The sequence below is a fragment of the Anaerobutyricum hallii DSM 3353 genome (genome assembly GCF_000173975.1).
Lineage (GTDB): Bacteria > Bacillota > Clostridia > Lachnospirales > Lachnospiraceae > Anaerobutyricum > Anaerobutyricum hallii.
In genome coordinates this window covers 1-25,557 of record NZ_ACEP01000172.1, presented here as the reverse complement: position 1 = coordinate 25,557, position 25,557 = coordinate 1, and the positions used below count along the sequence as shown (strand labels likewise).

Below are 25,557 nucleotides of genomic sequence, written 5' to 3'. Positions count from 1 at the left end.
AATGTCATGTAAAAAAAACGTAATGATTGTGTAAAAGCCTGAAGAAATCATTACAACATTAAGTAGAAAACAAAAGAGAGGATAATATCATGTTAGTTATGCTTACAGAACTGCTGAGTGGACTTGCACTGTTTTTATTCGGTATGAAGTTCATGAGTGAGGGGCTGCAGAAGGCTGCGGGTGATAAGATGCGTGTCATTCTGGATCGTGTAACAAAGAATCGATTCATTGCAGTTATTTTTGGCGCGATATTTACTGCGATTATCCAGTCGTCTGGTGCAACCACCGTTATGGAAGTCAGCTTTGTAAATGCCGGACTTCTTACACTGGAACAGTCCGTTGGTATTACATTTGGTGCCAACATTGGTACAACAATTACTGCACAGCTTGTTTCTTTGAAACTGACTGCCATTGCACCGTATATCATCTTTGCAGGTGCATGCCTGATGATGTTTGGCAATAAGCCGATAACAAGAAAGATTTCAGAGGTAATCTTCGGTTTTGGTGCGTTGTTTTTAGGAATTAACAGTATGACAGGTGCATTGAGCAGAATTCCGGAATATCCAGTAATCATGCACTGGTTTTCTTATCTTAAGAATCCATTTATCGCATTACTTGTTGGTTTACTGTTTACAGTAGCAGTACAGAGTTCTTCTGTAACTGTCAGTGTGCTGGTTTTATTAGCGGATTCCCATCTGGTTGGATTAGGAAGCTGTCTGTACTTTATTCTTGGTGCCAACATCGGTTCCTGTACACCAGCAGTTATGGCAGCAATGAATGCAAATAAGAATGCAAAACGTACAGCCATGGTACATTTCTTATTCAATGCATTAGGTATGATCATTATCGGAACGATTCTGTTCTTTGCGAGAAATCAGATCGTCGATGCGATTTCTGTTCTCGGTGGAGCAGATAATGCGAAACGTTTCGTTGCGAATGCAGATACAGCATTTAAAGTATTCCAGACGATTATTTTCCTTCCATTTGCATCACAGTTTGTAAAACTTACGAAACTTTTTATTCCTGGAAATAAAGAAGGTGAGGAAGAGGATAACGGATTACATCTTGAATATATCAGAAAGGCATCAAGCAAGTTTGTGCCATCTACAGCCGTAGTAGAAATTATTCAGGAAATCGAGAGAATGGCTGGTCTGGCCAGAGAAAACCTTGTTGCTTCTATGGAAGCATTAGCAGATAAGAATCTTGATAAGGTAAAGGAAATCAATGCCAGAGAAAAGATTATTGATTACTTAAGCAGCGAGATTACGGATTATCTTGTAGAAGTTAACCGTTATGAACTGCCGCTTGCCGATTCCAGACGAATTGGTGCTCTTTTCCATGTTGTTATTGACCTTGAACGGATTGGAGACCACGCAATCAATATCCTTGAGAATGCGGAGAAGAGAAGTCAGCTTAACGAGAAGTTCACCGGAGCCGGAAAGGAAGAACTTACAACAATGTATACAGAAGTTCTTCAGCTTTTTGATAAGAGTATGGAAATGTTCGTCACAAATAAAAAGGACAACATTGATGAGATCATTGACATGGAAAATGATGTAGATCAGATGCAGATTGATTACCAGAATCAGCAGGTAAAACGTCTGTCCAAAGGAGTATGCGGTGTAGAAATCGGCCTTATCTTTACCGATATGGTAATTGGCCTTGAAAGAATCGCTGACCACTCTACAAACATTGCTTATTCCATTTTCCATGAGAATCCGGAAGATGCAGAAGAACAGCAGAAAGTATTAGCAGAATAAAAAAGGAATCGTGAAGCAGTGATGACAGTAGAATAGAGACAAAACGCATACTGTTATAAATGATAAAATATAGATTATGTTGTTGAAAAAACATATGTCGATTTATCATATGATTTATGATGGAAGCAGAAAGTTTTGGCTATGATAAGCCAGAATTGCTGACTTCACAAAAAAGTATAATTTAAATATCAAAAAAATAAAGGTGCATCGGAATTTTTATACAAATTCCGATGCATTTTTGTACTTTCTTTTATACGATGTAGTCAAAAATTTATATCAATGTATTGTTGAAAAAACATGGTGCAGGGCTTACTATATAAGTAGCGTATTTTGTACTATTATTGATACTACTAGACAAAGATATATTTTGGGAGGTATCTTATGTTAACAAAAATGATTGAAACATTAAAGAAGAATCCTCGTACCATCGTATACACAGAAGGTACAGATAAAAGGATTCTTGAATCAGCCCATCGTCTGACACAGGAAGGAATTCTCGGCGTTGTCCTTCTTGGTAAGCCAGAAGAAGTTAAGGCTGCAGCAAAAGCAGGTAACTTTAATATTGATGCCTGCCAGATTATTGACCCTGAAAATTACGAGGGAATTGATGCTATGGTAGCAGAGATGGTTAAGCTTCGTAAAGGTAAAATGACAGACGAGCAGGTAAGAGCAGCTCTTTCTAAGAGCAACTACTTTGGTACTATGCTCGTAAAAATGGGTGGAGCAGACTGTCTGTTAGGTGGAGCTACATATTCCACAGCAGATACTGTACGTCCAGCTCTTCAGCTCATCAAAACAAAACCAGGCAACAACATCGTAAGCTCTTGCTTCATCCTTGTAAGAGGAGACGAGAAGATTGCTATGGGTGACTGTGCTATCAATATTGATCCATCCGAAGATGATTTAGTAGAGATTGCTATCGAATCTGCTAAGACAGCTAAGATTTTCGGAATCGATCCTAAAGTAGCTATGTTATCTTACTCTACACTTGGTTCTGGTAAAGGACCTTCTGTAACAAAGGTGGCTAACGCAACAAAGAAGATTAAAGAAGCTGCTCCTGAATTAGCAGTAGAGGGTGAGATTCAGTTCGACGCTTCTGTATCTCCAGAAGTAGCAGAAGTAAAATGTCCTGGTTCACCAGTAGCTGGACAGGCTAACACATTTATCTTCCCTGACATCAACGCAGCTAACATCGGATATAAGATTGCTTCCCGTTTAGGTGGATATACAGCAGTAGGTCCTGTATTACAGGGACTTAACGCTCCAATCAACGACTTAAGCCGTGGATGTAACGCAGAAGAAGTATACAGCATGTCTATCGTAACTGCTGCATTAAGCGTTCCAGAAGAAGAAAAAGTAGACGAAGAAGGATTAGAAGCTATCGTAAGAGCGGTGGTAGAAACAATGCTCGCTGCTAAGAAGCTGGATAAATAATTCTGGGTTTTGGCTAAATAGACGAACCCCAACAGATAAAGACTCCCTATTTGTGACTTTAGTCGCTGCAGGTTGAATGTTCGCTTACACGCTCGCATCCAGCCTTTGCTCCGAGGCCACAAATAGGGAGTCTTTATCTGTTGGGGTTCTGTTTTTTGGAAGACAGAAGTTATTTTAAATGTTTTCCAAATTTAAATTTGTTAACTCTATGAGTGTGTTGTAGAATTATTTCAGGTAGCGACAAGAGCGAGTAGTTTTGAATTTGAGGAAGTTGGAAATATAGATAGCATTTTTTCTTCAAAAAGAAGTGTGGAAGAAGTAGGGTGGGAGTGGGGAGATGTAGGAAAGACTGTTATTTAACTTCCGAGCAAGCAGAAATCTACAGTTCTCAACCTCAAATCTATCCCCAAGAAAAATTTGTAACTTAAAAAGCAACCAGATTGTACGGGAAATTTATGGTCCTTGCAAAAGTCAGAAAGGTAGCGTGCCCTATTATACAATAAACACGCTCTAGAGCAAGCTTAAACTGCGGTTGAGCAGTTTAAGTGCAGTGATACGAAGCATTTATTGTATAATAGGGCACTCTACCTTTCGTCTGTTTTGCCAACTCCAAAAATTCCCCACATCCTCTTGTTATTTAGCACAAATCTTGTTAAAATAATGGTGAAAGAATTGGAAGATATGTCAGTGCAACTGGCAAACAGAGAGAAATACAGAGGGGAGAAGAACGGTGTTAAAGGATTTTATGACTGAGTACAGACAAAAGCTTTGTACACCGGAAGAGGCGGTAGAAGTAGTAAAGAGTGGAGACTGGGTGGATTATACCAGCTCGCTCGGAAAGCCGGTTCTTTTAGATAAGGCTCTTGCTAAGAGGAGAGACGAACTTTTTGATGTAAAGATTCGGGGGAATCTTGTGGAGGGGCCGATTGAGGTAGCAGAATGTGACGAGACTCAGGAACATTTTGTCTATCATACATGGCATTGTTCTGCTTATGAGAGGAAGCTTTGTGACAGAGGATTATGTTATTATATTCCAATGGTATTTCACAACAATGCTGCGTATTATAAGTATTTTTTAAATGTCAATGTAGTAATGGTCAGTGTCTCACCGATGGACAAGCATGGATATTTTAATTATTCGGTAAATACCGGAGTTGCCGGGCCTATTGTGCAGAATGCAGATGTTGTTATCGTAGAAGTCAACGAGCATATGCCAAAGATACACGGTGGATATGGAGAATGTATTCATGTGTCGGAGGTGGATTATATCGTAGAGGGAAAGCATGAACCTTTTACGACAGGCAAGCCGTATGTGCCGTCTGAGATTGACCGAAAGATTGCACAGAATCTTCTGCCGTACATATGTGATGGGGCAACCCTGCAGCTTGGAATTGGAAGTATGCCCAATGCTCTTGGAGAGCTGATAGCAGAAACTGACCGCAAAGATCTTGGAATGCACACCGAGCTTTGTTCCGATGCATATCTGCATTTGTATAAGGCGGGCAAGTTAACCAATAAAAAGAAAACGATTGACAGGGGAAAAGGCGTATTCGGTGTTGCCATTGGCTCTTCGGAGCTTTATGAATGGTTAGATGATAATCATGGGGTAGCAGCATATCCACTTGAATATGTAAATCGTCCGGACGTTATTGCCCAGATTGACAATATGGTTTCTATTAATAGCTGTGTTTCCGTAGATTTATATGGACAGGTATCGTCAGAAAGCTTTGGTGCAAGGCAGATCAGCGGTACCGGAGGACAGCTTGACTTTTTAATTGGAGCGTCTTCAGCCAGAGGGGGAAAGGCATTTATCTGTATGAGCTCCACATATAAGGATAAAAGCGGCCAGCTTTTTTCAAGAGTATTGCCGCAGTTTAATGGAGATATTATCACTTCTCCGCGAAGTCAGGTATATTTTCTTGCAACAGAATATGGTGTTATTAACATGGAGGGTCGTTCTACATGGGAGAGGGCAGAAGGGCTTATATCTATTGCCCACCCGGATTTCAGGGACGAACTCATAAAAGAAGCTGAAAAAAGAAAGATATGGCGGCGTTCGAATAAGAGGTAGCCGCTCACAAAGACAGGGGGATTTATAATGAAGGTGAAACAGGTAACAGACGCTTCTTTCAAGAAGTATGGAAAGATTTTAACAGGAATTGATTTTTCAGAGATTTACAATGTACTCGAAAAGATTAAGTATCCAGAGACGGTAGAATATGCAGCTTCCTTTGGACCATTAGAAGAACCAGATTTCCGCCAGAAAATTTCCAATACACTTTACGGAGAACTTTCCGTAGAGATTGGATACTGTTGTGGACACAACAAAGTGTTGAATGCATTAGAATATCATCGTTCTTCCGAGGCAAATGTCGCTGCGACCGATGTCATTTTACTGTTAGGACAGCAGTCAGATATTACTGATGATTTCAAATACGATACCGCACAGTTAGAAGCATTTTTTGTTCCCGCAGGAACCGCAGTAGAACTGTATGCCACAACACTTCATTACACACCAATTGGAACAAAAGAGAACGATTACGCATTTAAGACAGGAGTTATTTTACCATTTGGAACAAATTTCCCGCTTGGAGTAAAGCTTGGAGCGGAAGCAGAAGAGGAAAAACTTCCAGAAGAAAAGTTACTTTTCGCCAAAAATAAATGGCTCATCGCCCACGAAGAAGGCGGGGAAGAAGGAGCCTTTATCGGATTGACAGGAAAGAATATTTCGGTGGATGATCTGGTAATTTAGTTACATAGACGCTCTCAAGCTGCTATTTAAATTTATCAGGGGAAACAGACGAACCCAAAGATAGAATATAACCCCTATCTGCGACTAAAGCCACAGATAGGGAATATTTTGCTTTCATGATTCGTCTGTCTGTTTGCTGTTCACTCAATGAATTTAATCAGTCATAACTTTCCAGAGAGGAGCAAACAATTATTATGCGTTATTATATTTCAGATCTGCATTTTTTCCACGAAAGTCTAAACACCCAGATGGACTGTCGTGGATTTAAAGACTCAGCCCAGATGAATGCCTATATGATAAAACAGTGGAACAGCAGAGTCCGCCCCAAAGACGAGGTTGTGATTCTCGGTGATTTCTCTGTGGGCAAGGCGAAAGAGACAAATGAAGTATTAAGCCAGCTTAACGGCACGCTTTATATGATAAAAGGAAACCATGACAGTTATTTAAAAGATAGCGAGTTCAACAAAGAACGTTTTGTCTGGATAAAACCATACGCAGAAATGCACGATAACCGCCGAAAAGTAGTCTTATCCCACTACCCGATATTCTGTTATAACGGACAGTATCGAAGAAATAAAAAAGGAGAGCCACTTACCTATATGCTTTACGGACATGTGCACGACACAATGGATGAACAGCTTGTACGGCAGTTCTGTCAGATTACGAGAGAGACAAAGAGACAGAGCAAATATGATGAAGAACCGATGCCGATTCCCTGTAATATGATTAATTGTTTTTGTATGTATTCAGACTATGTACCATTAACATTAGACGAATGGATAGATTACTATTTGATTCATTAAGAACAGACGCCCGCGAAGAGATACGATATTCTATATTTGTGACTTTAGTCGCGGCGGTTTAAATGCTCGCTTAAAGCGCTCGCATCTAAACCTTGCTCCGAGGCCACAAATATAGGATATCGTATCTCTTCGCGGGCTGTCTTTGGCTGGATTTTGTTTGAATTAAATAGTGGTTGTGGGGATTTGGGGGAGAGGGCAGAAGTTTTCTGCTTGCTCTCAGGATATTGTAGATAGATATTTTTTTATCTTACTATTACATATAGGCAGGTCAAATCATATCCCCTATTCCCAGTCATTTTCGAGTAAGTAGAAGACATCAGTTTCTGTCCCCAAATCCCCCAGTATCAATTTCTGATTTAATTCATTGTATCTAGCCAAAGTTATCTAGCCAAAGTCAGAAAAACAAGAGAGCATATAATCCCTATCTGTGGCCTGGGAGCAAGTGTTGGATGTGAGCGAGTAGAGCGAACATTCAACACGCCGCGACGAAAGTCACAGATAGGGATTATATGCTCTCTTGTTTTTCGTCTGCTTTTAGCCAGATACGAAATGATTAATCCAGAAAATGAACCCAGTCCATTATCATTTCATCTACGTTTTCGTAAAGTTTATCTATCTGATGTTCGTCAGGATTCTCCACAAAAATTCCACCAGTACATAAAACTCGCTGTCCGGTCTTTTTGCAGAGGCTTTCTGCAATATAAGGGCAGAATAAATCTTCTGGATTATCTACGTCTGTGATAACGGAAGTCTCGCATTCTACAGGGTCGGTATCTGTAACTGGTGTGGAAAAAGCGGTGCAGCCGAGACGGTTTTCTCCGCCGCAGGTAAGAAGTACATGAAGGTCATCGCCTACTGGAGTGATATCCATCTGGATAGAAGTGAATAGTAAAACTCTGTGAAATTTCATAAGTAAATCCTTTCGTTGATAAATATTGTGAACTCTTCAGCTCGTGAAAGCTGAAGTTTCTTGTTTTTAAGTATGTTGATATATTTAAATATCATCGGTGTTTTTGTAGTTTGTTTTGCTGTGTGATTTGCAATTCAATTTACCTGTTTGTATTATAACTTTCTCTGAAAATGTCCACAAGGGAAATATATGTTACAAATATATTAAATTTTTGTGTGCATTTTTTAATAAAATATGGTAAAATGATAACCGTGTTGTTTGTAATAGCATTTTAGAAAAAAGATAAATAATATGTAATTATTCGAGGGAGTGTTAGAAAAATATGAGTACATATCAACGTACAGGAAAGAGAATTTTCTTTTTTACTGTCTTTTTTATGGCAGTTTTGCTATTTGCAGGAAAGGGAAATGTACAGGCAAAGCGTAAGAGTGTAGCATTAAATAAGACAACAGTCACGGCTTATAAGGGGATGGCTCCAGTAAAGCTTAAGGTAAAGAATGTAAAGAAAGGAAAGAATATCATCTGGTTTTCATCAAAGTCATCTGTAGCAGAAGTTTCACAGGATGGAACGGTTACATTTCATAAAAAGGGTAACGCTATTGTTCAGGCAAAGGTTGGAAAGAAAACCTTGAAATGTATCGTATCTGTGTGTAGTAAAAAAGCATATAAAGCAGTAGAAAAAGCGAAAAAGTTCCATAGTGCGAGAAATATGAGTTACAGTCAGGGAAACAGAATGGGTAAGCGTTCTGTGGATTGTAGTTCATTTTGTGGCAGATGTTATCTACCACAGGGAATTACAATGGGAGGAAGTACCTCCTGGTGTAATACAGCAGCAGGCATGGCGCTCTGGTCTACTAAGAAGGGCAAAGTAGTAGCAAACAGCGGTGTGTCAATAGGCAAGAAAAAACTTTTGCCAGGTGATTTGGTGTTTTACAAGAAGGGATATAACGGAAGATACAAAAATATATATCATGTAGAAATCTTTGTAGGATATGAATGGAGAAATAATCAGTTAGTAGGATATACAATGTCTTCTATTACTGGAAATTACCCATCTATTTTAAAGAGAGATTACACTTCAAGAAAAGGAAGAGTTGCACAGATTGCCAGACCGGCACAATAAAAGTAAGGCAGGGAAATTACAAATAGAATCTCCCTGCCTTTTAAATATTCCAGAGCGTGTTTGAAAAAATCATTCCTGCAATCTGCACGCCCCAATTTGCGGTATATGTTTGTATATGCTTTTGTATAACTGGCAAAAAATCTTCTTATGAAATCAAGAATATAAAATTGACAGTATATGAACTATTTTTTACAGGACATTTCCGCCATATCATAGAGAACCTGGATAGTCTCATCGTGTCCATAGAAAAATGTGTTCACGCACAGATCGTAATTGCCGGCATATCCCCACTGACGGCCGGTATAATACTGGTAATAATTTTTACGTTCCTGATCCATTGTTTTTACTTTTGCAGAAGCAGTTTTATAATCACAGGAAGCAATCCCCATCTCATACTTTACTCTTTCTTTAAATGGAGCAGATAAGAAAATGGAAAGATGAGGGATGTTGTTATTGGTAAGAACTACATCGGCGCAGCGCCCCATGAAGATACAACTTTCTTGTGTGGCCATTTCACAGATTAGATTGCTCTGGGTAAAGAAAAGCATATCAGACTGTGTGGAGAAAAACTTCTTGGAAGCCTTTCCGATGCTGCTTAAGATTCCACGGCTGCTGCCGGAACTGTCAATACCGTAATCCGTTACATCTTTGGAGTTTAAGCCCATTCTGTCACAGGCAAGATGAATGATTTCTTTATCATAATAGGCGATGCCAAGACGCTGAGCCAGTTCAAAACCAATCGTGTGCCCACCGGTTCCAAACTGCCTGCTGATGCATATGATTAAATGGTTATCAGAAGAAAAACGACGGGAGGCAACGGCATCATTATTATCAATGCTGTGAGGCAAGATAATCGTAGGATTGTAGGCGAGGATATCTTTCTCCAGTTCGTCATACTCCTGTTTTAATGGGGCGGCCTTTTCCTCGTCTCGGATTGTTCCGATCATGTTGGCAATTAGTGTCATCTCGTTTTTAAGAAAATATTCTCGATTTATCTTGAGTGCATCAATAATTTTCTCTAATGCGAATGATGGACTGGAAGGAAAGACACGTCCTAAAGTACTGCCTGTTGTCTCATAAACTTTTTTGTCCAGATTATAAAGCCGGTTAGCTATATTCCGTTCCTGTTCATCTGATTTTTTCATAATATACCTCCTCCTTGTTACATATGTGATAATTATACTATACTACATTTTTTAAGAAAATTACAGCAATTCGCATATGTAAAAATGTAAAATTGTCTAGAAGGTGTTTAAAAAATCATTTCAGTCATCAATTCAAGAATGTCTCGGCATTCTTGCTACGAGATGCGCGTCATCTCACATCTGATATAAAATTAGAACCAAGAATAATAAAAAATAAAAATATAAAAGGAGAAAAAACATGAAAATTCGATTAAACGAAAATGAGAAAGTAGTAAAGATGGTAAAAGAAGGTTTAAAAAAGAAAAATGGATATTGTCCATGTCGTTTGGAAATGAATGAGGACACGAAATGCATGTGTAAAGAATTTCGGGAACAGATTGCGGATGAGAATTTTGAAGGATACTGTCATTGTATGCTTTACTACAAAGAAAAATAAATACAATTTCTTCTCTTCCAGCAAGAAGATTCTCTCATTTAAGGTGGGAGATGAATTGCGTCCCGTATGTAAAATTACATAGAGTACAGTATCTAAATAAATATTATAAATAAGAAAACCTAGAATCAGGTTTAGAGCATGTTTGAAAATTAAGTGGAAATCTTTGGTAATGTAAATGCTAGAGCATTTTTCAAACACGCTCTAGGTACTTCACCTGTGAATTAGTTTTATAAAAGAAAGGAAAGCAGTATGAAAAAAGGACAGAGTATATTAGGTATATTATTTTTTGCCTTGCTTTTTGGTTTGTGTTTTCAGCAGAATGCGCTGAACGTAGAAGCAAAAACAAGGGTAATACATAAAGATATTACACCAAAAGAAGCAGCATCAAGTGATTTAAAAGTGATAAAAAAGGTAACAAAGTTAGCAGCACACCGCTGGATTCAGTCTTACACAATGGATTCTAAATATTATTATTATATACAGATGACAAGCCCATATACCGGAAATCTGCGTATCACGAGAGTAAAATACAGAGGACTGGGACGATACATAAAAGACCACATGGATTTGAAAAAATTTGGACATGCCACAAATCTTGACTGTTCGGTTTCGAATGGACAAACATGGCTTTGGACAGGCAGTGATTGTAAAGGGAATGATGTGTCAAGAGCAATTTCTGGATTTCGTTATCAAAAAAATAAAACACTTCGAAAACACGGAACAATTCATTACAAAATTCCAGATGCTAAAAGTAAAAAGTATATGACGAATGTATATCCGGCAATCAATCAAAATAGTACGCAGATGGCGGTTCGTTATACTTATGGCGGCAAGCAGTATTATCAGATTTATAATCTTGCAAAGGGACGATTTATAAATCCAAGAAATCCAGTGAAAAGGATCTGTTTGTCTGCTACCAGCGGGGATTTCCAGGGATTTGACCTGTACGGAACTTCAATCTATACAATCGAAGGCAGTCCGAGAAAGTCATTTCTCCTTGGTTATGACCGTTCCAGACGCTATCAGCCGACAAAAATCCGCCGCTATAATTATGCGGTAAGAAGCAAAAAAACAATAACAGTTCGTGGTGCAAAAACATTATCTTTCCGCGAACCGGAGGGAATAAAAGTGCTGGCTGGCGGACAGATTTACATGATGTATGTATCCAATACACTCACAAATCAGTCTTGTAATATCTATCGGGTGAAAAGGAAGATTTGAATTTGCCCCAGGCAAGGGGGAGCTGTCTTTGGCTGTCTGTGCAAATTTAACTTGGGAATTGTCTTTGCTTGATTATGTAGATTCAAAATTTCATGAAAAATAATATAACAGGGGCTGAGGGTTCGTCTGTTTGTTTCAAAACCCGGCAAATCAGAAAAAAAGGTAGCAATTCCCCTTAGTTTGCGATAAAATAGAAACGGGCTTTTGTAATTAAAAATAATTAGAAATGGTGCCTTAATATAATTAAAAATAAGTAGGAGAAAGGATTGCTATATCATGACAATTCGAGAGATTTATAAGAACAGTGAACAATTTTTAAATAAAGAAGTGAAGCTTGGCGGATGGATTCGCAGCATCCGGGGTTCAAAACATTTTGGATTTCTTGTGCTTCATGATGGAACATTTTTTAAACCAATTCAGGTTGTATATGAGGAGAAACTTGAGAATTTTCAGGAGATTTCCAAGATGAATGTTGGAGCGGCGGTGATCGTAGAGGGAACGCTAGTTCCAACTCCGCAGGCAAAGCAGCCATTTGAGATTCAGGCAGCTACCGTTACTTTAGAGGGAGCTTCTGCACCAGATTATCCACTGCAGAAGAAACGTCACAGCTTAGAATATTTAAGAACAATTTCTCATCTTCGTCCAAGAACAAATACATTCCAGGCAGTGTTCCGTATCCGTTCTATGGCAGCGTATGCGATTCACCAGTTTTTTCAGGAGAGGGGATTTGTTTATGTTCATACACCGCTCATTACAGCAAGTGACTGTGAAGGAGCGGGAGAAATGTTCCAGGTTACAACTCTTGATTTAAATAATATTCCAAAAGATAAAGAAGGAAATGTTGATTTTGCACAGGACTTCTTTAACAAACCAACGAATCTGACAGTAAGTGGCCAGCTCAATGCAGAAACATTTGCACAGGCATTCCGCAATACCTACACATTTGGACCAACTTTCCGCGCGGAGAATTCTAATACTGCCCGTCATGCAGCAGAATTCTGGATGATTGAGCCGGAGATGGCATTTGCAGACTTAAAAGATGACATGGAAGTGGCAGAAGCAATGCTTAAATATGTTATTTCCTACGTTATGGAGAATGCGCCGGAAGAAATGGATTTCTTAAACCAGTTTGTAGATAAAGGATTAAAAGACAGGCTGAATCATGTGTTGAATTCTGAATTTGGTCATGTAACGTATACAGAAGCTGTAGAAATCCTTGAAAAACATAACGATAAATTTGAATATAAGGTATCCTGGGGTACAGATTTACAGACAGAACATGAACGTTACCTCACAGAAGAAGTATTCAAACGTCCTGTATTTGTAACCGATTATCCAAAGGAAATCAAGGCTTTCTACATGAAGCTTAACCCAGACGGAAAGACCGTAGCAGCAATGGACTGCCTCGTGCCAGGTATCGGAGAAATCATCGGCGGCAGCCAGAGAGAAGATGATTATGAAATGCTTAAAAAACGTATGGAAGAAGTTGGATTGGACGAAGAAAAATATCAGTTTTACTTAGATCTTCGTAAATACGGTTCCACACATCACTCAGGATTCGGACTTGGATTCGAGAGATGCGTCATGTATCTGACAGGAATCTCTAATATCAGAGATGCGATTCCATTCCCAAGAACAGTGAATAATTGTGAATTGTAATTTGCCGCAGGCAAAGTAGATGCCATCTGGAAATAAAAGAATCTATATTTGTGACTTTAGTTGCAGAGTGTTGAATACTCGCTCTACTCGCTCGTATCCAACACTTACTCCGAGACCACAAATATAGATTCTTTTATTTCCAGATAGATGTGCTTTGGCTGGAGAGGCAAAATCAGAATTTGTGTTGTAGGATTGAACTACACAGGAGATGTGGGTGCGTCTGTTTATTTCTCCAACCTTACAAATCAAACTTTTCGTGCAAGAATTTATCTCAAAGAACTAGATAAAGCAGTTTGTAAAATATCTAAATTGTTATATAATAAATGAAGTTGAAAAAATAGAGAATTTATGAAGACTGGGGGAACTTTTTATGCCAAAGTGGCTTGATTTAAATGAAGTTGATGATGATGAGATTCTTTTGAAGAAGAATCGGATGAGCAGAAGTCTTGTTCTTGATACGCCGGAGGTTGCAGATGCGGCTGAGGAAGATTTCCTTGATACGATGGAGCCGGCGAAGAAGAGTATGACAATATTTTTTATGATTGATGTATCAGGCAGTATGAAAGGAACGAAAATCGGTTCGTTAAATAGTACGATGGAAGAATTATTGCCATCACTGATTGGTGTTGGAGAAGCTTCTACGGATGTGAAAATTGCGATTATGAAGTTTTCTACGGATGTAGAGTGGGTGACTCCGGAACCGGTAAAGATTGAGGAGTATCAGTACTGGAATCGTTTGGAGGCAGATGGCCTTACCTTTATGGGGGATGCGTTTATGGAGCTTTCTAAGAAGCTTTCCCGTAGCACATTTTTAAGTTCACCATCGCTTTCTTTTGCGCCGGTTATTTTCCTGTTATCAGATGGTTCTCCGAATGATGACTGGAAGAAGGGCCTGGATACATTAAAGCAGAATAAATGGTTCCAGCATGGGTTAAAGATTGCGCTTGGTATCGGTTCTAAGGTAAATATGGATGTGCTTCGTGCATTTACCGGGAATGATGAACTTGCAGTTCAGGCAAAGAATGCAGATCAGCTTAGAGAACTGATTAAGCTTCTTGCAGTGACTTCTTCCCAGATTGGAAGCCGTAGTCTTGCACTCGTAGATTCAAATGGCAGACAGCCAGCGGCCGAGACCGTGGCACAGGCAAAGCAGCAGGTACTTGTGGAGGAGATTCGCACAGGAGCGAAGGATATTCTTGGTGAAGCAGTTGACCTTGGTGCTGTGAATTACGATGAGGGATGGTAGAATATAAAGGATGGTAGAACATAGATGAGAGAGTTAAAGATTGGAGAGAGGATTCCAATAGAGGCAGGCGGCGAGGCGGTTGTCTCCAGAGAGCTTGGACGAGGTGGGCAGGGTATTGTTTATCTTGTCCGTTATAATGGCAGGGAGTATGCGCTTAAATGGTATTTTATCAGCCGTATTAAAAATCCGGAGGCATTTCGCAATAATCTTCGAAAGAATATTGAGGATGGTGCGCCGGAGGGTGGCAAGCAGTTTATCTGGCCGTTATTTTTAACAGAGACAAAGAAAAATGGTGCATTTGGGTATCTGATGCGGCTTGCTCCGTCAGGATATGAATCATTTACTGATATTTATAATGGATACCGCTGGGAGAAACCGAGAGTGAAGGGGCAGCCGGCGAGAAAGATTAAGGTGAAGTTCGCTTCTCTTGATGTGATGCTCACAGCGGCCATTAATATTGTTAAGGCCTTCCGTGCCCTGCATTTATCAGGAAAAAGTTATCAGGATTTAAATGATGGCGGTTTCTTTATTGATACGAGAAGCGGCGATGTGTTAGTTTGTGATTGCGATAACGTAGCAGCAGATGGTGATAACTTCGGAATTGGCGGTATGCCAGGTTTTATGGCACCGGAAGTTGTTCGAGGTATTGCAAAGCCGGATGTGCTGACAGACAGATATTCACTGGCAGTTGTTTTATTTAAGCTTTTCTTCCGTGGGGATCCATTAGAAGGAAGTAAGGTACTTCAGTGTGTCGTTATGACTGAGGAAAATGACCTGATTCATTATGGAAAAGATCCGGTATTTATTTATGATCCGAATAATGCATCAAACCGTCCGGTTAATGGGGTACACGATAATGTTATCAAGCTGTGGAAGATTTACCCGGACTTTATCAGAGAGGCATTTACCCTTTCCTTTACTTATGGAATTCAGGAGCCAAATGCCCGGATTATCGAAAAGAGCTGGATTCAGATGCTCATTCAGCTAAAGCTGGATATTATTCACTGTAGCTGTGGAAAGACCGCATTTTCTTCTGCATTTGAAAAGACAGGAGAACATACATTACGTTGCCGTAATTGTGGAAGTACCATTTACACAATGGGTGTGAAAGACTATGAACTTCCACTGAATCTTGGCGCAAAGTTATACAAATGCCTGACAAAGAAAAATAGTGATGATTTTGAATCTGTTACGGGAATGGTCATTGAAAACCGTTTAAAGAAAGGCTTATTTGGCATTAAAAATATGTCCGGTGATGTCTGGAAAGCGAAGTTCCCGGATAACTCTGTCAGAGAAGTTGGACCGGGAAAAGGTGTTCCAATCTGGAAAGGATTAGAGATTGACTTTGGAGATAATCTGATTGCAAAGATTCTCCTGTAGGTAGGAGGATAGAATGAGTAATTTTAATAAAAATGGCTGGGTTTCCCTCGCGCAGATCTGTGAAGAAAGGCAGCTTGTGATTGATGCGGAAACCGGGAAAAAGGTTTTAAGGCCAGCATATTTTTCTTCGATGAATGCCATGATAGAAGGTGCATTTCAGTTTGCGAGGTTTTTTGAGGAGATTCATCAAAAAGGGAAGGTGTATTGTAGCATTTCTCCAGATGTATTTTATTTTAACCTGAAAAATGGAGCGTTTCATTTTGAGGGGGAAGAATTTCTTGGAGAGGCATATGTGCAGGAACCAGATGCCGCTGAAATAGAATTTACAGAATTTCTTGCCCCAGAATTGGCAGAGGCATTAGCAGAAGAGCAGGAAAAATTATTATCTGAAACAGAAGAACAGGAAACACTCGAAACTTTTAAAGAATGCTATTCTTTAGAGACAGACCGCTATTTTATGGCAGTATATTTATTTGAATATTTCTTCCACACAGGTTCTCCATTTGAAGGGAAAAAGATGGTGAACCGCTGTTTTCTTTCCCCAGAGGAAAAAGAACTTTTCCGGGCGAGAGAAGGACGCTTCTGCATGGAGCCGGGTGAGGAAGAAAATATTCCAGTAAAAGGCATTCAGGACAAGCTGATTCAGTACTGGAACGAGTATCCGGAGATTTTGCAGAAAATGTTCCAGAAGGCATTTCTTGATGGGGGAAGGCTTAGAGAACTTCGTCCGACAGAGGTGGACTGGAAGCAGCTCCTTGTTCGTATGGCAATGGACTACAAGTCCTGTCACTGTGGTTTTCACGGATTTTGTTATCGATTGCTTCCGAAGGAAAATGGAACATTTGCCTGTCCAAAGTGTGGAAAGATTTACTACCCACTGACCAATGGAATGGACAGGATTCTTCTTGCAGAAGGAGAAAAACTTTACGAATGCCAGACAGGAAGAAATCCGATGGATAAAGATACGGTTACAGGTCTGATCGTGGAGAATCGTCAGAAAAAGGGCTTGTATGGTATTAAAAATGTAAGTCAGGGCGTGTGGAGAGGATTTTATCCTGACGGAAAAATAAAGGATATTCCGAATGGACAGGGAATTCCTATCTGGAATGGAATGTCTGTCCGATTTGAATTGGGTGAAGAATGGAATCTCCGTCTGATGCAGCAGGTGGAGGAGAGAAAGGAAGATGAGGATGAGCAGACAGTTTGATGAAAATATAGAGGCAATTGACCCGTTAGAGACAATGCCACCTGCCAAGAAAAGTATGGTCATTTTTTTTCTGGTAGATACTTCAAAAAGTATGGAAGGTTCAAAGCTTGAATCATTAAATCGTGTTATGGGAGACATTTTACCGGAATTAATCGGTGTTGGCGAGGCAGGAACCGATGTAAAAGTTGCCGTAATGTCATTTTCTTCTGGATGTGAGTGGATTACACCAGAACCAGTATTGATTGAAGAATATCAGAGATGGGAGAACTTAAGAGCAGATGGCGTAACAGATTTGGGAGATGCCTGTGAAGAACTTTGCCAGAAGCTTTCAAGAAACAGCTTTTTAAGAGCGCCATCCCTCTCTTATGCGCCAGTCATTTTCCTTATGACAGACGGTTATCCAACTGATAACTATAAAAAAGGTTTCGAGATGCTGAAGAAGAACCGCTGGTTCCAGTATGGCCTAAAAATCGCACTGGCAATCGGTTCTAACGTAGATTTAGATGTGCTTCGCGAATTTACTGATGATGAGGAACTGGTACTTCAGGCATGCGGTGCAGAAATGCTGAAAAAGCTTGTTCGTGAAATTGCGGTTACTTCTTCTAAGATCGGAAGCACGAGCATGACACTTACCGATGCGACCGGTGAGCGTTCTCTTGCAGAAGTAGCAGGCGCTAAAAAAGAGCAGATGGTGGAGGCAGTTCAGGAAATGAAACAGGACATTTTAGGACTGGATGATCTCACTGACCTTGACGATATGGATATTGAATTTGATGAGGGATGGTAGAATGTTTCAGGGAGTACATTCTACAGTAATCGGAGACAGCCATATTAGAAAAGGTATTGTCTGTCAGGACAGTTCAGGAACGGTAGTCACTGACAAGTTTGCGATTGCTGTTGTGGCAGATGGGCATGGCAGCGCCAAGCATTTCCGCAGCGATGTAGGTTCAAGGATTGCTGTAAAGATTACGACAAAGTTATTGAAAAATTATATGAACCGTCCAGACTTTAAGGAGCAGTTTTTTAAACATCCCGAATTTATTCTGGCACAGATGGAAAAGCAGATTCTTATGAAATGGAGAGAGGCCGTAGAGGAATATCATTTAGAAAATCCATTGACCGAGGAAGAAGAGAATAAGATTCCGGAAAAGGCAAAAGGAAGACTTAGAACTGCAGTCATTTACGGAAGTACCGTACTGGCAGCCGTTTTGACAAAAGATTTTTCCTATGGAATGATTCTTGGCGATGGTGGATTTGTTGTACTCGGAGGAGATAAAGAACTGTATATTCCGCTCGAGGACAAAAATTCCCATGCAAACTACACCTCTTCCCTCTGCAATACCGATGCGATTCATTTCTTTGAACACTGGTATACCACAGAAACAGTAAAAGCATTATTCGTATCCACAGACGGGTTATTCAAATCATTTGCAAGCGAAGAAGACTTTTTGAAATATCATGGATTGCTTTCTCACATGTTTCATGATACGGAAAAAATGCAAAAAAGTTTAAAGCGGAATTTTGAAAAAAGGACAAGAGAAGGCAGCGGTGACGATATATCCATTGCTTTCGTTTATCAGGAAGGAGAGGAAGCAGAATGAAAAAAGAAGCAAGCGTAATTCTGGCAAAATGTGCTCAGGATAAGCTTTACGGAATCCGAATTGAAAAAAGAGATAATGACTGGGTTCGTACCTGGGCATTTAAATTAAAAGAAGAAACAGCAGAAAAAGAAGGCTTCGATAAAATCAACTTTACCGGAAGTTTCTACACTGACGAAGAATATCCAGGCTGCCCTTACTGCGGCGCAAAGAAATGTTTTGTCTGCGGAAACTGCGGTAAGGTAAGCTGTTATGACGGCTCCGATAAGGTAGTTTGTAACTGGTGCGGTTCGAATGGAACTGCGGCAGATGATGATGGCAAACTCGATGTTTCTGGAGGCGGCTTCTAAAATAGGAATTTGCCGCAGGCAAAAGCAAAACAGACGCTCTCAAAGTGAGAAGATATCCTATATTTGTGACTCTATCACTGCGGGTTGAATATTCGCCTAAGGGCTCGCATTCAATCCTCGCTCTAAGACCACAAATATAGGATATCTTCTCGCTTTGAGGGCTGTCTTTGGCTGGCGTTGGGAAATTAAAAATTAAGCTGTAGGCCTCAATTGATGATATATTCCAAATACAACTTTTGAGTAAGCAGAATACGACAGTTTGAATGCCCTTTGTCCTTCTGAACTGTCAAAGACAGGAAACTAAGGAATATGCTATGCCAATCTGTGGCCTGGGAGCAAGTGTTGGATACGAGCGCGTAAGCGAGCATTCAACACGCCGCGACGAAAGTCACAGATTGGTATAGCATATTCCTTAGTTTCCGTCTGTTTTAACAAAAAAAGAAAGGAGGCAAAAATGTCATTATTCAAAAGAAAACCCTGGACTGGAAAGACCGAGCTTCTCTTTTCCGATAAAGCATTGACAGCGTTGATTCTGCCTTTGTTTCTGGAGCAGCTTCTAAGTGTCTTTGTCGGCCTTTCCGATTCAATTATGGTAGCGCAGGTTGGTGAAGCGGCGGTGTCCGCAGTTTCACTGGTTGATTCAATTGCCATCCTGCTTATCAATATTTTTAATGCACTGGCAACAGGAGGAGCTGTTGTTTCGGGACAATATCTTGGTGCCAAAGATAAGAAAAAGGCTGCCTATGCCGGAAGACAGATGATGCAGTTTATGGTGTGGATGTCTATAGCCATTATGTTACTTATCTATCTTGGTAAATATTTTATTTTACATACAGTTTTTGGCTCGATCGAGGCAGATGTTATGGCGAATTGTAATACATATTTGCTGATATCTGCAGCTTCGATTCCTTTTCTTGGAGTGTATTGCGGTGGAGCGGCTCTGTTTCGTGCAATGGGAAATTCAAAAACTTCGATGTATGTTTCCTGTATTATGAATGTGATTAACGTAAGTGGAAATGCTATCCTCGTATTTGGCTTTCATAGAGGGGTAGAAGGTGTTGCGATACCAACATTATTATCCCGTGTGGTAGCTGCATTTTTGATGGTATGGCTTTTACATGATGAGAAGCATATACTTACATTGAAGGGAATGAATCTGTTTAAATTTGACGGGAAAATGATTCGAAAAATCCTTCATATTGGCGTGCCAAATGGCATAGAAAATAGTATGTTTCAGCTTGGGAAAATCCTTCTTTTAAGCTTGATCTCCACGTTTGGAACGGCATCTATCGCAGCGAATGCCGTAAGTAATTCGCTGGCATATTTTGAAATCCTGCCAGGAATGGCATTGGGGCTTGCAACTGTGACAGTAATCAGCCGATGTGTCGGTGCGGGAGATTATCCACAGGCAGAATACTTTGCGAAACGTCTGTTAAAATTCACCTACACTTGTATGTGGATTACCTGCATCGTTATGATGCTCTTGTTACCATTTATGTTGAAAATCTATAATTTATCTCCCGAAACAAGCGGTTATGCAACGCAGATTATGATACTCCACAGTATCATGGCAATGATATTCTGGCCGGCTGCATTTGCCCTGCCAAATGTATTTCGTGCCGCAAATGATGTCCGTTTTACGATGGTTGTCGGCGTAACTTCTATGTGGCTGTTCCGTATTGCCTGTGCCTTTATTTTTGGAAAATATATGGGATTTGGCGTATTTGGCGCATGGATTGCGATGGTACTTGACTGGGTGGTCAGAGCGATATTCTATGTGATTCATTATCGATGTGGAAAATGGAAAGAAAAATCGTTATAGAAATGGCAAATGTGAAATTTTTATGTTAGAATTGTATTTCTAGGAGTTGTTTGGTATAATTTAGCATAAATAAAATAAGTGTAGTAATACATATTTTAGAAAGAGATTAAATCTTTTTCTGAAAAAATTGGGAGACTTAAGTTATGAAAGAGACAATGAAAGACATTATTTTAAACGCTTCCGCCGATATGACGGAAAGCTGCCATAAAACTGATTTTATCGTATCAAGAGGGGAGAGATGCCTTCCTGACCGTTCCTGTATTATTCGTATTTTAAAGGATTTAAAGAGAGTAATGTTTCCGGGATATTTTGGTGAGGAGAATATTGCACTCATTTCACCACAGTATTTTATCGGTGACCGTCTGACAGATATTTATGGTAAGTTAAAACCGCAGATTGAGATTTCTTTGTATTATAGAGATTATGAAAAGTATACAGAGGAAGAGATCAGTGAGCGGGCAGAAGAAGTCTGTGAGGAATTTTTTAAGAGGCTTCCATATGTACAGCAGATGCTTTTAAAAGATGTGCAGGCTGGATTTGACGGCGACCCTGCTGCAAAGAGCAGAGAGGATGTTGTTATTTCTTATCCGGGACTGTTTGCTATTTTTGTTTATAGAATCGCTCATGAGCTGTATACACAGGATGTGCCATTCCTTCCTCGAATTATGACGGAATATGCACATAGCCGTACAGGAATCGATATTAACTCTGGCGCAAAGATTGGGGAATATTTCTTTATTGACCATGGAACTGGTGTTGTAATTGGTGAGACAACAGAGATTGGTAATAATGTGAAGTTATATCAGGGAGTAACTTTAGGTGCGCTTTCTACAAGAAGTGGACAGAAGTTAAAGGGTAAGAAGAGACATCCGACGATCAAAGATAACGTTACGGTATATTCTGGAGCCAGTATTCTTGGTGGAGAGACAGAAATCGGTGAGGGTGTTATCGTAGCAGGTGGAGCATTTGTAACGAAGTCTGTTCCGGCACATACAAAGGTAATCGTAAAGAATCCGGAAATCAAGATTAAAGATTCTGATAAGAAGATTGAGCTTCAGACAACGGAGAACAAGGAAGGAATATGGGAGATTTAACAAAAGGGATTTCTTAACGAGAGTTTTGTTTCATTAGCATAACATAATCAGATATTTTATCTGCGGCGTTGCAATATGCCGCAGATTGCATTGCTAGAGCATTTTTCAAACACGCTCTAAAGTAGAGCATTATTATTAATGTTCAGATTTTAAATTGATAGATGAAAGGAGCATCATCATAATATGAATAAAAAGTTTGTCGTTCACGCAAGAGTATTAAAAGCAATGTCTGATGAGAACAGACTTCGTATTCTTGATTTACTTCGTGAAAGGGAATATAATGCCAGCGAACTTTTAGACGAAATGGACTTTGGACAGTCCACACTGTCACACCACATGAGAATTTTACTGCAGGCAGGAGCAGTAAAGGCACGAAAGAATGGAAAATGGACATATTATAGCCTGAATAAAGAGATATTTTCCACTGTTTCAGAATGGATTGCAGAATACGGAGAATAAATATTTTGCATTTTTTATGAATTTTTATTCATTTCATATTGACAAAAAGCACTTTATACAGTAAAATATTAGACGTTGTAGCAATACAATGAATGCCCAGATAGCTCAGTTGGTAGAGCAGAGGACTGAAAATCCTCGTGTCACTGGTTCGATTCCGGTTCTGGGCATTTTTTTATTGCTTGTTTATGAAAAAGCTGATGAAGCTCGATAATGGATAATATATATAAGAACTGTTCCGTGTCATTGCACTCTTAATGCTCAGCCGCATTAAGAGCTTGCTCTAAAGTCACAGTTCTTATATATATTATCTGTTATCGAGCTTCTGTTTTCTCAAAAAAGGCAATAAAGAATGCCAGAAGGAATCAAATTTAATAATATGAGTCACAGCAATTGAGGTTAATATTCACAGCATCTAGCTTGTGAAGTGGCAAACATGGAATGTTCAATACACAGAAAACCTGAAAATCCTCATATATCACAAATGTGCCTTAGAGCAAGTTCAAATTGCGGTTGAGCAGTTTGGACGCAGTGATACGAAGCATTTGTGATATATGAGGATTTTCAGGTTTTCGTCTGTCCCCAATGCCACATTTTTTCCCACCTCACAGACAAACATTTTGCTTTTTTTGTTCATAATATTAGGCTATAATAATTATGAGAAAGTTTGTCTATGTAATTAAATGATAATCGCAGATTGTTGCAGATAAATATAGAGTCGGATAGAAGATTATTGGGGGAAGTATATGATTAAGATTACGAAGGAAAATATTATTCCGTATTTAAAAGCGCATATGCCAGATTTTGATGATTCTCTTCCTGTGCAGATCAGTATGGTTGGAGAGGGAACAGAGGAAGAGGACGGAGACGGCTATGTGAATTACATTTACAGGGTGCAGACACCGAAGGAATCTCTGGTGCTGAAGCAAGGAACAGAAATCAGCAGGGTAAGCCAGCAGAAAATCGCAACATACCGCAATCGTCTTGAATACAATAGTATGCGTATTTTCTATGCGATTACACCGGAATATGTGCCATATCTTAAGTTTCAGGACAGGGAAAATAATATCTTTGTGATGGAAGATGTATCTGATTTAAAGGTAGTGCGTTTTCAGTTAAATAAGAATAAGATGTTCCCGGAACTTGGCCGTCAGTGTGGCGAATTTATGGCAAAGACGGAATTTTGCACATCAGAATATTATCTGTCCCGTGAACAGTATCGTGGATTGCAAAAGCATTTTGAAAATACTGAGCTTCGAAAGATTATGGAAGATCAGATGTTTTTAGATTGTTTTGGTTGTGACATTGATTACTCTTTAGGGAAGAACTTTGCAGATTTTGCAGATCAGTTCAGTAAAGATTCCAGATACCGCACAGAGCTTTATAAGCTCCGCCGTAAGTTTATGAGCCATGCAGATGGATTGATTCATGCCGATTTACACACATCAAATATTATGGCATCAAGAGACAAGATGAAAGTGATTGATATGGAATTTGCTTTCATGGGACCATTTGGTTACGATCTCGGTTATCTGGTTGGCAACCTCATTTCTCAGTACTGTGCAGCCTGTTTTAAACGCTTCCCGTCCGAGCAGAGTAGAAAGCAATTTAAAGCATATCTGTTAGCAACGATTAAGTCATTAATCGAAATATATATGAAGACATTTACCTTATGTTGGGAAAAGAGTGTAAAAGAAAGGTACCGTGGACAGCAGGGACTTTTACAGAGCATCTTGCAGGAAGTCATGGAAGATGTACCAGGATACGCCAGCATGGTAAACTGGTTCCGCTCCGTAAGTGAGATACCATATCCAGACTTTGATATAATCGAAGATAAAGATGCCAAACGTAATGCAACTGTACTGTCACTCATGATAGACTGGGGAATTATGTTTGGAAGATATAAGTATCAAAGTGCAGATGATTTAATCGAGACAATTATAGGAATTGAAGAAGAGTTTAGAAAGTCATTGTAAGAGATAGATTGAATCAATTTTGAACAGAGAATTTTTTACACAGTTTAGAGCGTGTATGAAAAATCATTCCTACAACCTGCACGCCTTAATTTACGGTATATTTTGCCTTCATTCAGTTGCCGTAGCCCGCTACGCCGCCTTCATTCAGGCGAAATCTCCCGCAAATTGCGACGCACATCTTGCAGAAAGCATTTTTCAAATACGTTCTAGAAGAAGTCGGTTATATAGCTGGCTTCTTTTTTTATTGGAAAAAATAATCATTAACCTGAAGTGATTTATCTTGAAAACGTGGAAGAAGATATGTATTATAAAAAGTAATACTACATTAAAGAAAGCAAAAAAGTAAAACGAAAAGAGGTCTATCATGAAAAAAATATTACTGGTTATGGCAGTGACAGTAGCTTTGTCATTAAATGCTTGTACTTTTACAGACCAGTCAGAAACAAGTAATGTGGTTGATGAGTCTGTTTCTGTTGACCAGGGAGGACAGGTCATAAGAGTTGATATTCCTAATGGAGATGGTACGTTTACTACGTTAGAAGGAGAAGAAGCACAAAAATGGTATGATAAAGCAGGTGAAGAAGATCAACAGGAAGCTGCCAAAGAAGCTTCAACGCAATCAATAGAAGATGTTAAATAATACATCCAGATTAAAGGAGCGAGGCAATGAAAAAGAAGATATTTTTAGTATTTATTTTATTTTTAACATGGCTTAATTACTTACTATCTTATGAATATGTAAAAATTATGATGGATACGGCGGATGGTTCTAAAGTTAGTAATACAATGGTGTTGTTGATCTTTCCTATAATGTGGAATTATGGAGCAGCTATTATAAAAATTATTAGTTCTATCGTATTGATCATCATCACCTTGATTTATCAAACTAATGAATATGTTGATATAAGAAAAATTTGTTATTCTTCTGATGATTCGCTGCTATGGAAGATTGTAAGTATTTTGTTTTATATTGCAATAGTATTGTTTGCTGCGTATATTCTATGGTCAAATGTTAAATATAGTTTCTTTGGTATAACGTGGTTCTTATCAAGTATCCTGTTGGCAAGTTCTTATTTTGTATGGATTAAAAATTTATCATTTCGTTTACAAGATAGCTAATTACCAGTAAGTAAAAAAACGGAGATGTTGCAGTATGTTATTATAATGCAACATCTCCAAATTTAA

General features: G+C 39.2%; 24 protein-coding genes, 1 tRNA gene and 1 pseudogene. 23 read left to right on the top strand and 3 right to left on the bottom strand.

Going from position 1 to position 25,557, the window contains the following annotated elements:
* The first annotated feature begins 89 nt into the window (after positions 1–89).
* The 5 genes from EUBHAL_RS14285 (at position 90) to EUBHAL_RS14265 (ending at position 6,749) form a co-directional block, all read left to right on the top strand.
* The gene (locus EUBHAL_RS14285) at positions 90–1,760 is read left to right on the top strand and encodes a Na/Pi cotransporter family protein (protein WP_005351765.1); all 1,671 of its coding nucleotides are present in this window, start codon (positions 90–92) and stop codon (positions 1,758–1,760) included.
* Between the two features lie 381 nt (positions 1,761–2,141).
* Positions 2,142–3,194 carry a phosphate acetyltransferase gene (gene pta, locus EUBHAL_RS14280; protein WP_005351762.1) on the top strand — a complete coding sequence of 351 codons (1,053 nt, stop codon included), beginning with the start codon at positions 2,142–2,144 and terminating at the stop codon, positions 3,192–3,194.
* Positions 3,195–3,939: 745 nt separating this feature from the next.
* Positions 3,940–5,265 (top strand): acetyl-CoA hydrolase/transferase family protein, encoded by a 1,326-nt coding sequence (locus EUBHAL_RS14275; protein ID WP_005351760.1) that lies wholly within the window; start codon positions 3,940–3,942, stop codon positions 5,263–5,265.
* Positions 5,266–5,292: 27 nt separating this feature from the next.
* On the top strand, positions 5,293–5,946 hold the full coding sequence (locus tag EUBHAL_RS14270; RefSeq protein ID WP_005351758.1) for a DUF4867 family protein: 654 nt from the start codon (positions 5,293–5,295) through the stop codon (positions 5,944–5,946).
* 194 nt (positions 5,947–6,140) lie between these two features.
* Entirely contained in the window at positions 6,141–6,749 is a 609-nt protein-coding gene (locus EUBHAL_RS14265; protein ID WP_044923809.1) for a metallophosphoesterase family protein, read from the top strand.
* Positions 6,750–7,302: 553 nt separating this feature from the next.
* On the opposite strand, the gene lpdD is transcribed toward EUBHAL_RS14265, so the two are convergent.
* A complete protein-coding gene (gene lpdD / locus EUBHAL_RS14260; protein ID WP_005351751.1) occupies positions 7,303–7,659 on the bottom strand; it encodes a prenylated flavin chaperone LpdD in 357 nt (118 codons plus the stop codon).
* Between the two features lie 322 nt (positions 7,660–7,981).
* Between lpdD and EUBHAL_RS15040 the strand changes: the two genes are divergently transcribed.
* Positions 7,982–8,782: an NlpC/P60 family protein gene (locus EUBHAL_RS15040; protein ID WP_005351748.1), complete on the top strand. Its 801-nt coding sequence runs from the start codon at positions 7,982–7,984 to the stop codon at positions 8,780–8,782.
* 40 nt (positions 8,783–8,822) lie between these two features.
* Here the strand turns inward: EUBHAL_RS15040 and EUBHAL_RS17360 are convergent, their stop codons facing one another.
* Positions 8,823–8,918 carry a DUF6783 domain-containing protein gene (locus EUBHAL_RS17360; RefSeq protein WP_353963099.1) on the bottom strand — a complete coding sequence of 32 codons (96 nt, stop codon included), beginning with the start codon at positions 8,916–8,918 and terminating at the stop codon, positions 8,823–8,825.
* Between the two features lie 46 nt (positions 8,919–8,964).
* Positions 8,965–9,927 carry a cytidylate kinase-like family protein gene (locus EUBHAL_RS15035; protein WP_005351746.1) on the bottom strand — a complete coding sequence of 321 codons (963 nt, stop codon included), beginning with the start codon at positions 9,925–9,927 and terminating at the stop codon, positions 8,965–8,967.
* A gap of 238 nt (positions 9,928–10,165) precedes the next feature.
* On the opposite strand from EUBHAL_RS15035, the gene EUBHAL_RS14245 reads away from it, so the two are divergent.
* From EUBHAL_RS14245 to EUBHAL_RS14170, 17 genes and pseudogenes are all read left to right on the top strand, one after another.
* The gene (locus EUBHAL_RS14245; RefSeq protein WP_005351733.1) at positions 10,166–10,363 is read left to right on the top strand and encodes a ferredoxin-thioredoxin reductase catalytic domain-containing protein; all 198 of its coding nucleotides are present in this window, start codon (positions 10,166–10,168) and stop codon (positions 10,361–10,363) included.
* A 249-nt stretch (positions 10,364–10,612) separates the two neighbouring features.
* Positions 10,613–11,584, top strand: a complete 972-nt coding sequence (locus EUBHAL_RS14240) for a phage baseplate protein (protein WP_005351731.1) — start codon at positions 10,613–10,615, stop codon at positions 11,582–11,584.
* 276 nt (positions 11,585–11,860) lie between these two features.
* Positions 11,861–13,243, top strand: a complete 1,383-nt coding sequence (asnS, locus tag EUBHAL_RS14235; protein ID WP_005351729.1) for an asparagine--tRNA ligase — start codon at positions 11,861–11,863, stop codon at positions 13,241–13,243.
* Positions 13,244–13,613: 370 nt separating this feature from the next.
* On the top strand, positions 13,614–14,489 hold the full coding sequence (locus EUBHAL_RS14230) for a vWA domain-containing protein (RefSeq protein WP_005351717.1): 876 nt from the start codon (positions 13,614–13,616) through the stop codon (positions 14,487–14,489).
* A 24-nt stretch (positions 14,490–14,513) separates the two neighbouring features.
* Positions 14,514–15,869, top strand: a complete 1,356-nt coding sequence (locus EUBHAL_RS14225) for a serine/threonine protein kinase (protein ID WP_005351714.1) — start codon at positions 14,514–14,516, stop codon at positions 15,867–15,869.
* A gap of 13 nt (positions 15,870–15,882) precedes the next feature.
* Positions 15,883–17,076 carry a hypothetical protein gene (locus EUBHAL_RS14220; RefSeq protein WP_005351712.1) on the top strand — a complete coding sequence of 398 codons (1,194 nt, stop codon included), beginning with the start codon at positions 15,883–15,885 and terminating at the stop codon, positions 17,074–17,076.
* Entirely contained in the window at positions 17,054–17,863 is an 810-nt protein-coding gene (locus tag EUBHAL_RS14215; RefSeq protein WP_242648802.1) for a vWA domain-containing protein, read from the top strand. The genes EUBHAL_RS14220 and EUBHAL_RS14215 overlap by 23 nt, the downstream gene beginning before the upstream one ends.
* Position 17,864: 1 nt before the next feature.
* Entirely contained in the window at positions 17,865–18,677 is an 813-nt protein-coding gene (locus EUBHAL_RS14210; protein ID WP_044923822.1) for a PP2C family serine/threonine-protein phosphatase, read from the top strand.
* On the top strand, positions 18,674–19,024 hold the full coding sequence (locus EUBHAL_RS14205) for a TerY-C metal binding domain-containing protein (RefSeq protein ID WP_005351706.1): 351 nt from the start codon (positions 18,674–18,676) through the stop codon (positions 19,022–19,024). The genes EUBHAL_RS14210 and EUBHAL_RS14205 overlap by 4 nt, the downstream gene beginning before the upstream one ends.
* A gap of 454 nt (positions 19,025–19,478) precedes the next feature.
* Positions 19,479–20,846, top strand: a complete 1,368-nt coding sequence (locus tag EUBHAL_RS14200; RefSeq protein ID WP_005351702.1) for an MATE family efflux transporter — start codon at positions 19,479–19,481, stop codon at positions 20,844–20,846.
* A gap of 143 nt (positions 20,847–20,989) precedes the next feature.
* The gene (gene epsC / locus EUBHAL_RS14195) at positions 20,990–21,940 is read left to right on the top strand and encodes a serine O-acetyltransferase EpsC (protein ID WP_005351700.1); all 951 of its coding nucleotides are present in this window, start codon (positions 20,990–20,992) and stop codon (positions 21,938–21,940) included.
* 183 nt (positions 21,941–22,123) lie between these two features.
* A complete protein-coding gene (locus EUBHAL_RS14190) occupies positions 22,124–22,399 on the top strand; it encodes an ArsR/SmtB family transcription factor (protein WP_005351699.1) in 276 nt (91 codons plus the stop codon).
* 94 nt (positions 22,400–22,493) lie between these two features.
* A tRNA-Phe gene (locus EUBHAL_RS14185) sits at positions 22,494–22,566 on the top strand.
* Positions 22,567–23,142: 576 nt separating this feature from the next.
* Positions 23,143–24,372 carry a phosphotransferase gene (locus tag EUBHAL_RS14180; protein ID WP_005351694.1) on the top strand — a complete coding sequence of 410 codons (1,230 nt, stop codon included), beginning with the start codon at positions 23,143–23,145 and terminating at the stop codon, positions 24,370–24,372.
* 55 nt (positions 24,373–24,427) lie between these two features.
* A pseudogene (locus EUBHAL_RS17055) lies at positions 24,428–24,526 on the top strand (DUF6783 domain-containing protein); the annotation flags it as partial.
* Positions 24,527–24,736: 210 nt separating this feature from the next.
* Positions 24,737–25,012, top strand: a complete 276-nt coding sequence (locus EUBHAL_RS14175; RefSeq protein ID WP_005351691.1) for a hypothetical protein — start codon at positions 24,737–24,739, stop codon at positions 25,010–25,012.
* Between the two features lie 26 nt (positions 25,013–25,038).
* Positions 25,039–25,491 (top strand): hypothetical protein, encoded by a 453-nt coding sequence (locus tag EUBHAL_RS14170; RefSeq protein ID WP_005351688.1) that lies wholly within the window; start codon positions 25,039–25,041, stop codon positions 25,489–25,491.
* Positions 25,492–25,557: the final 66 nt, after the last annotated feature.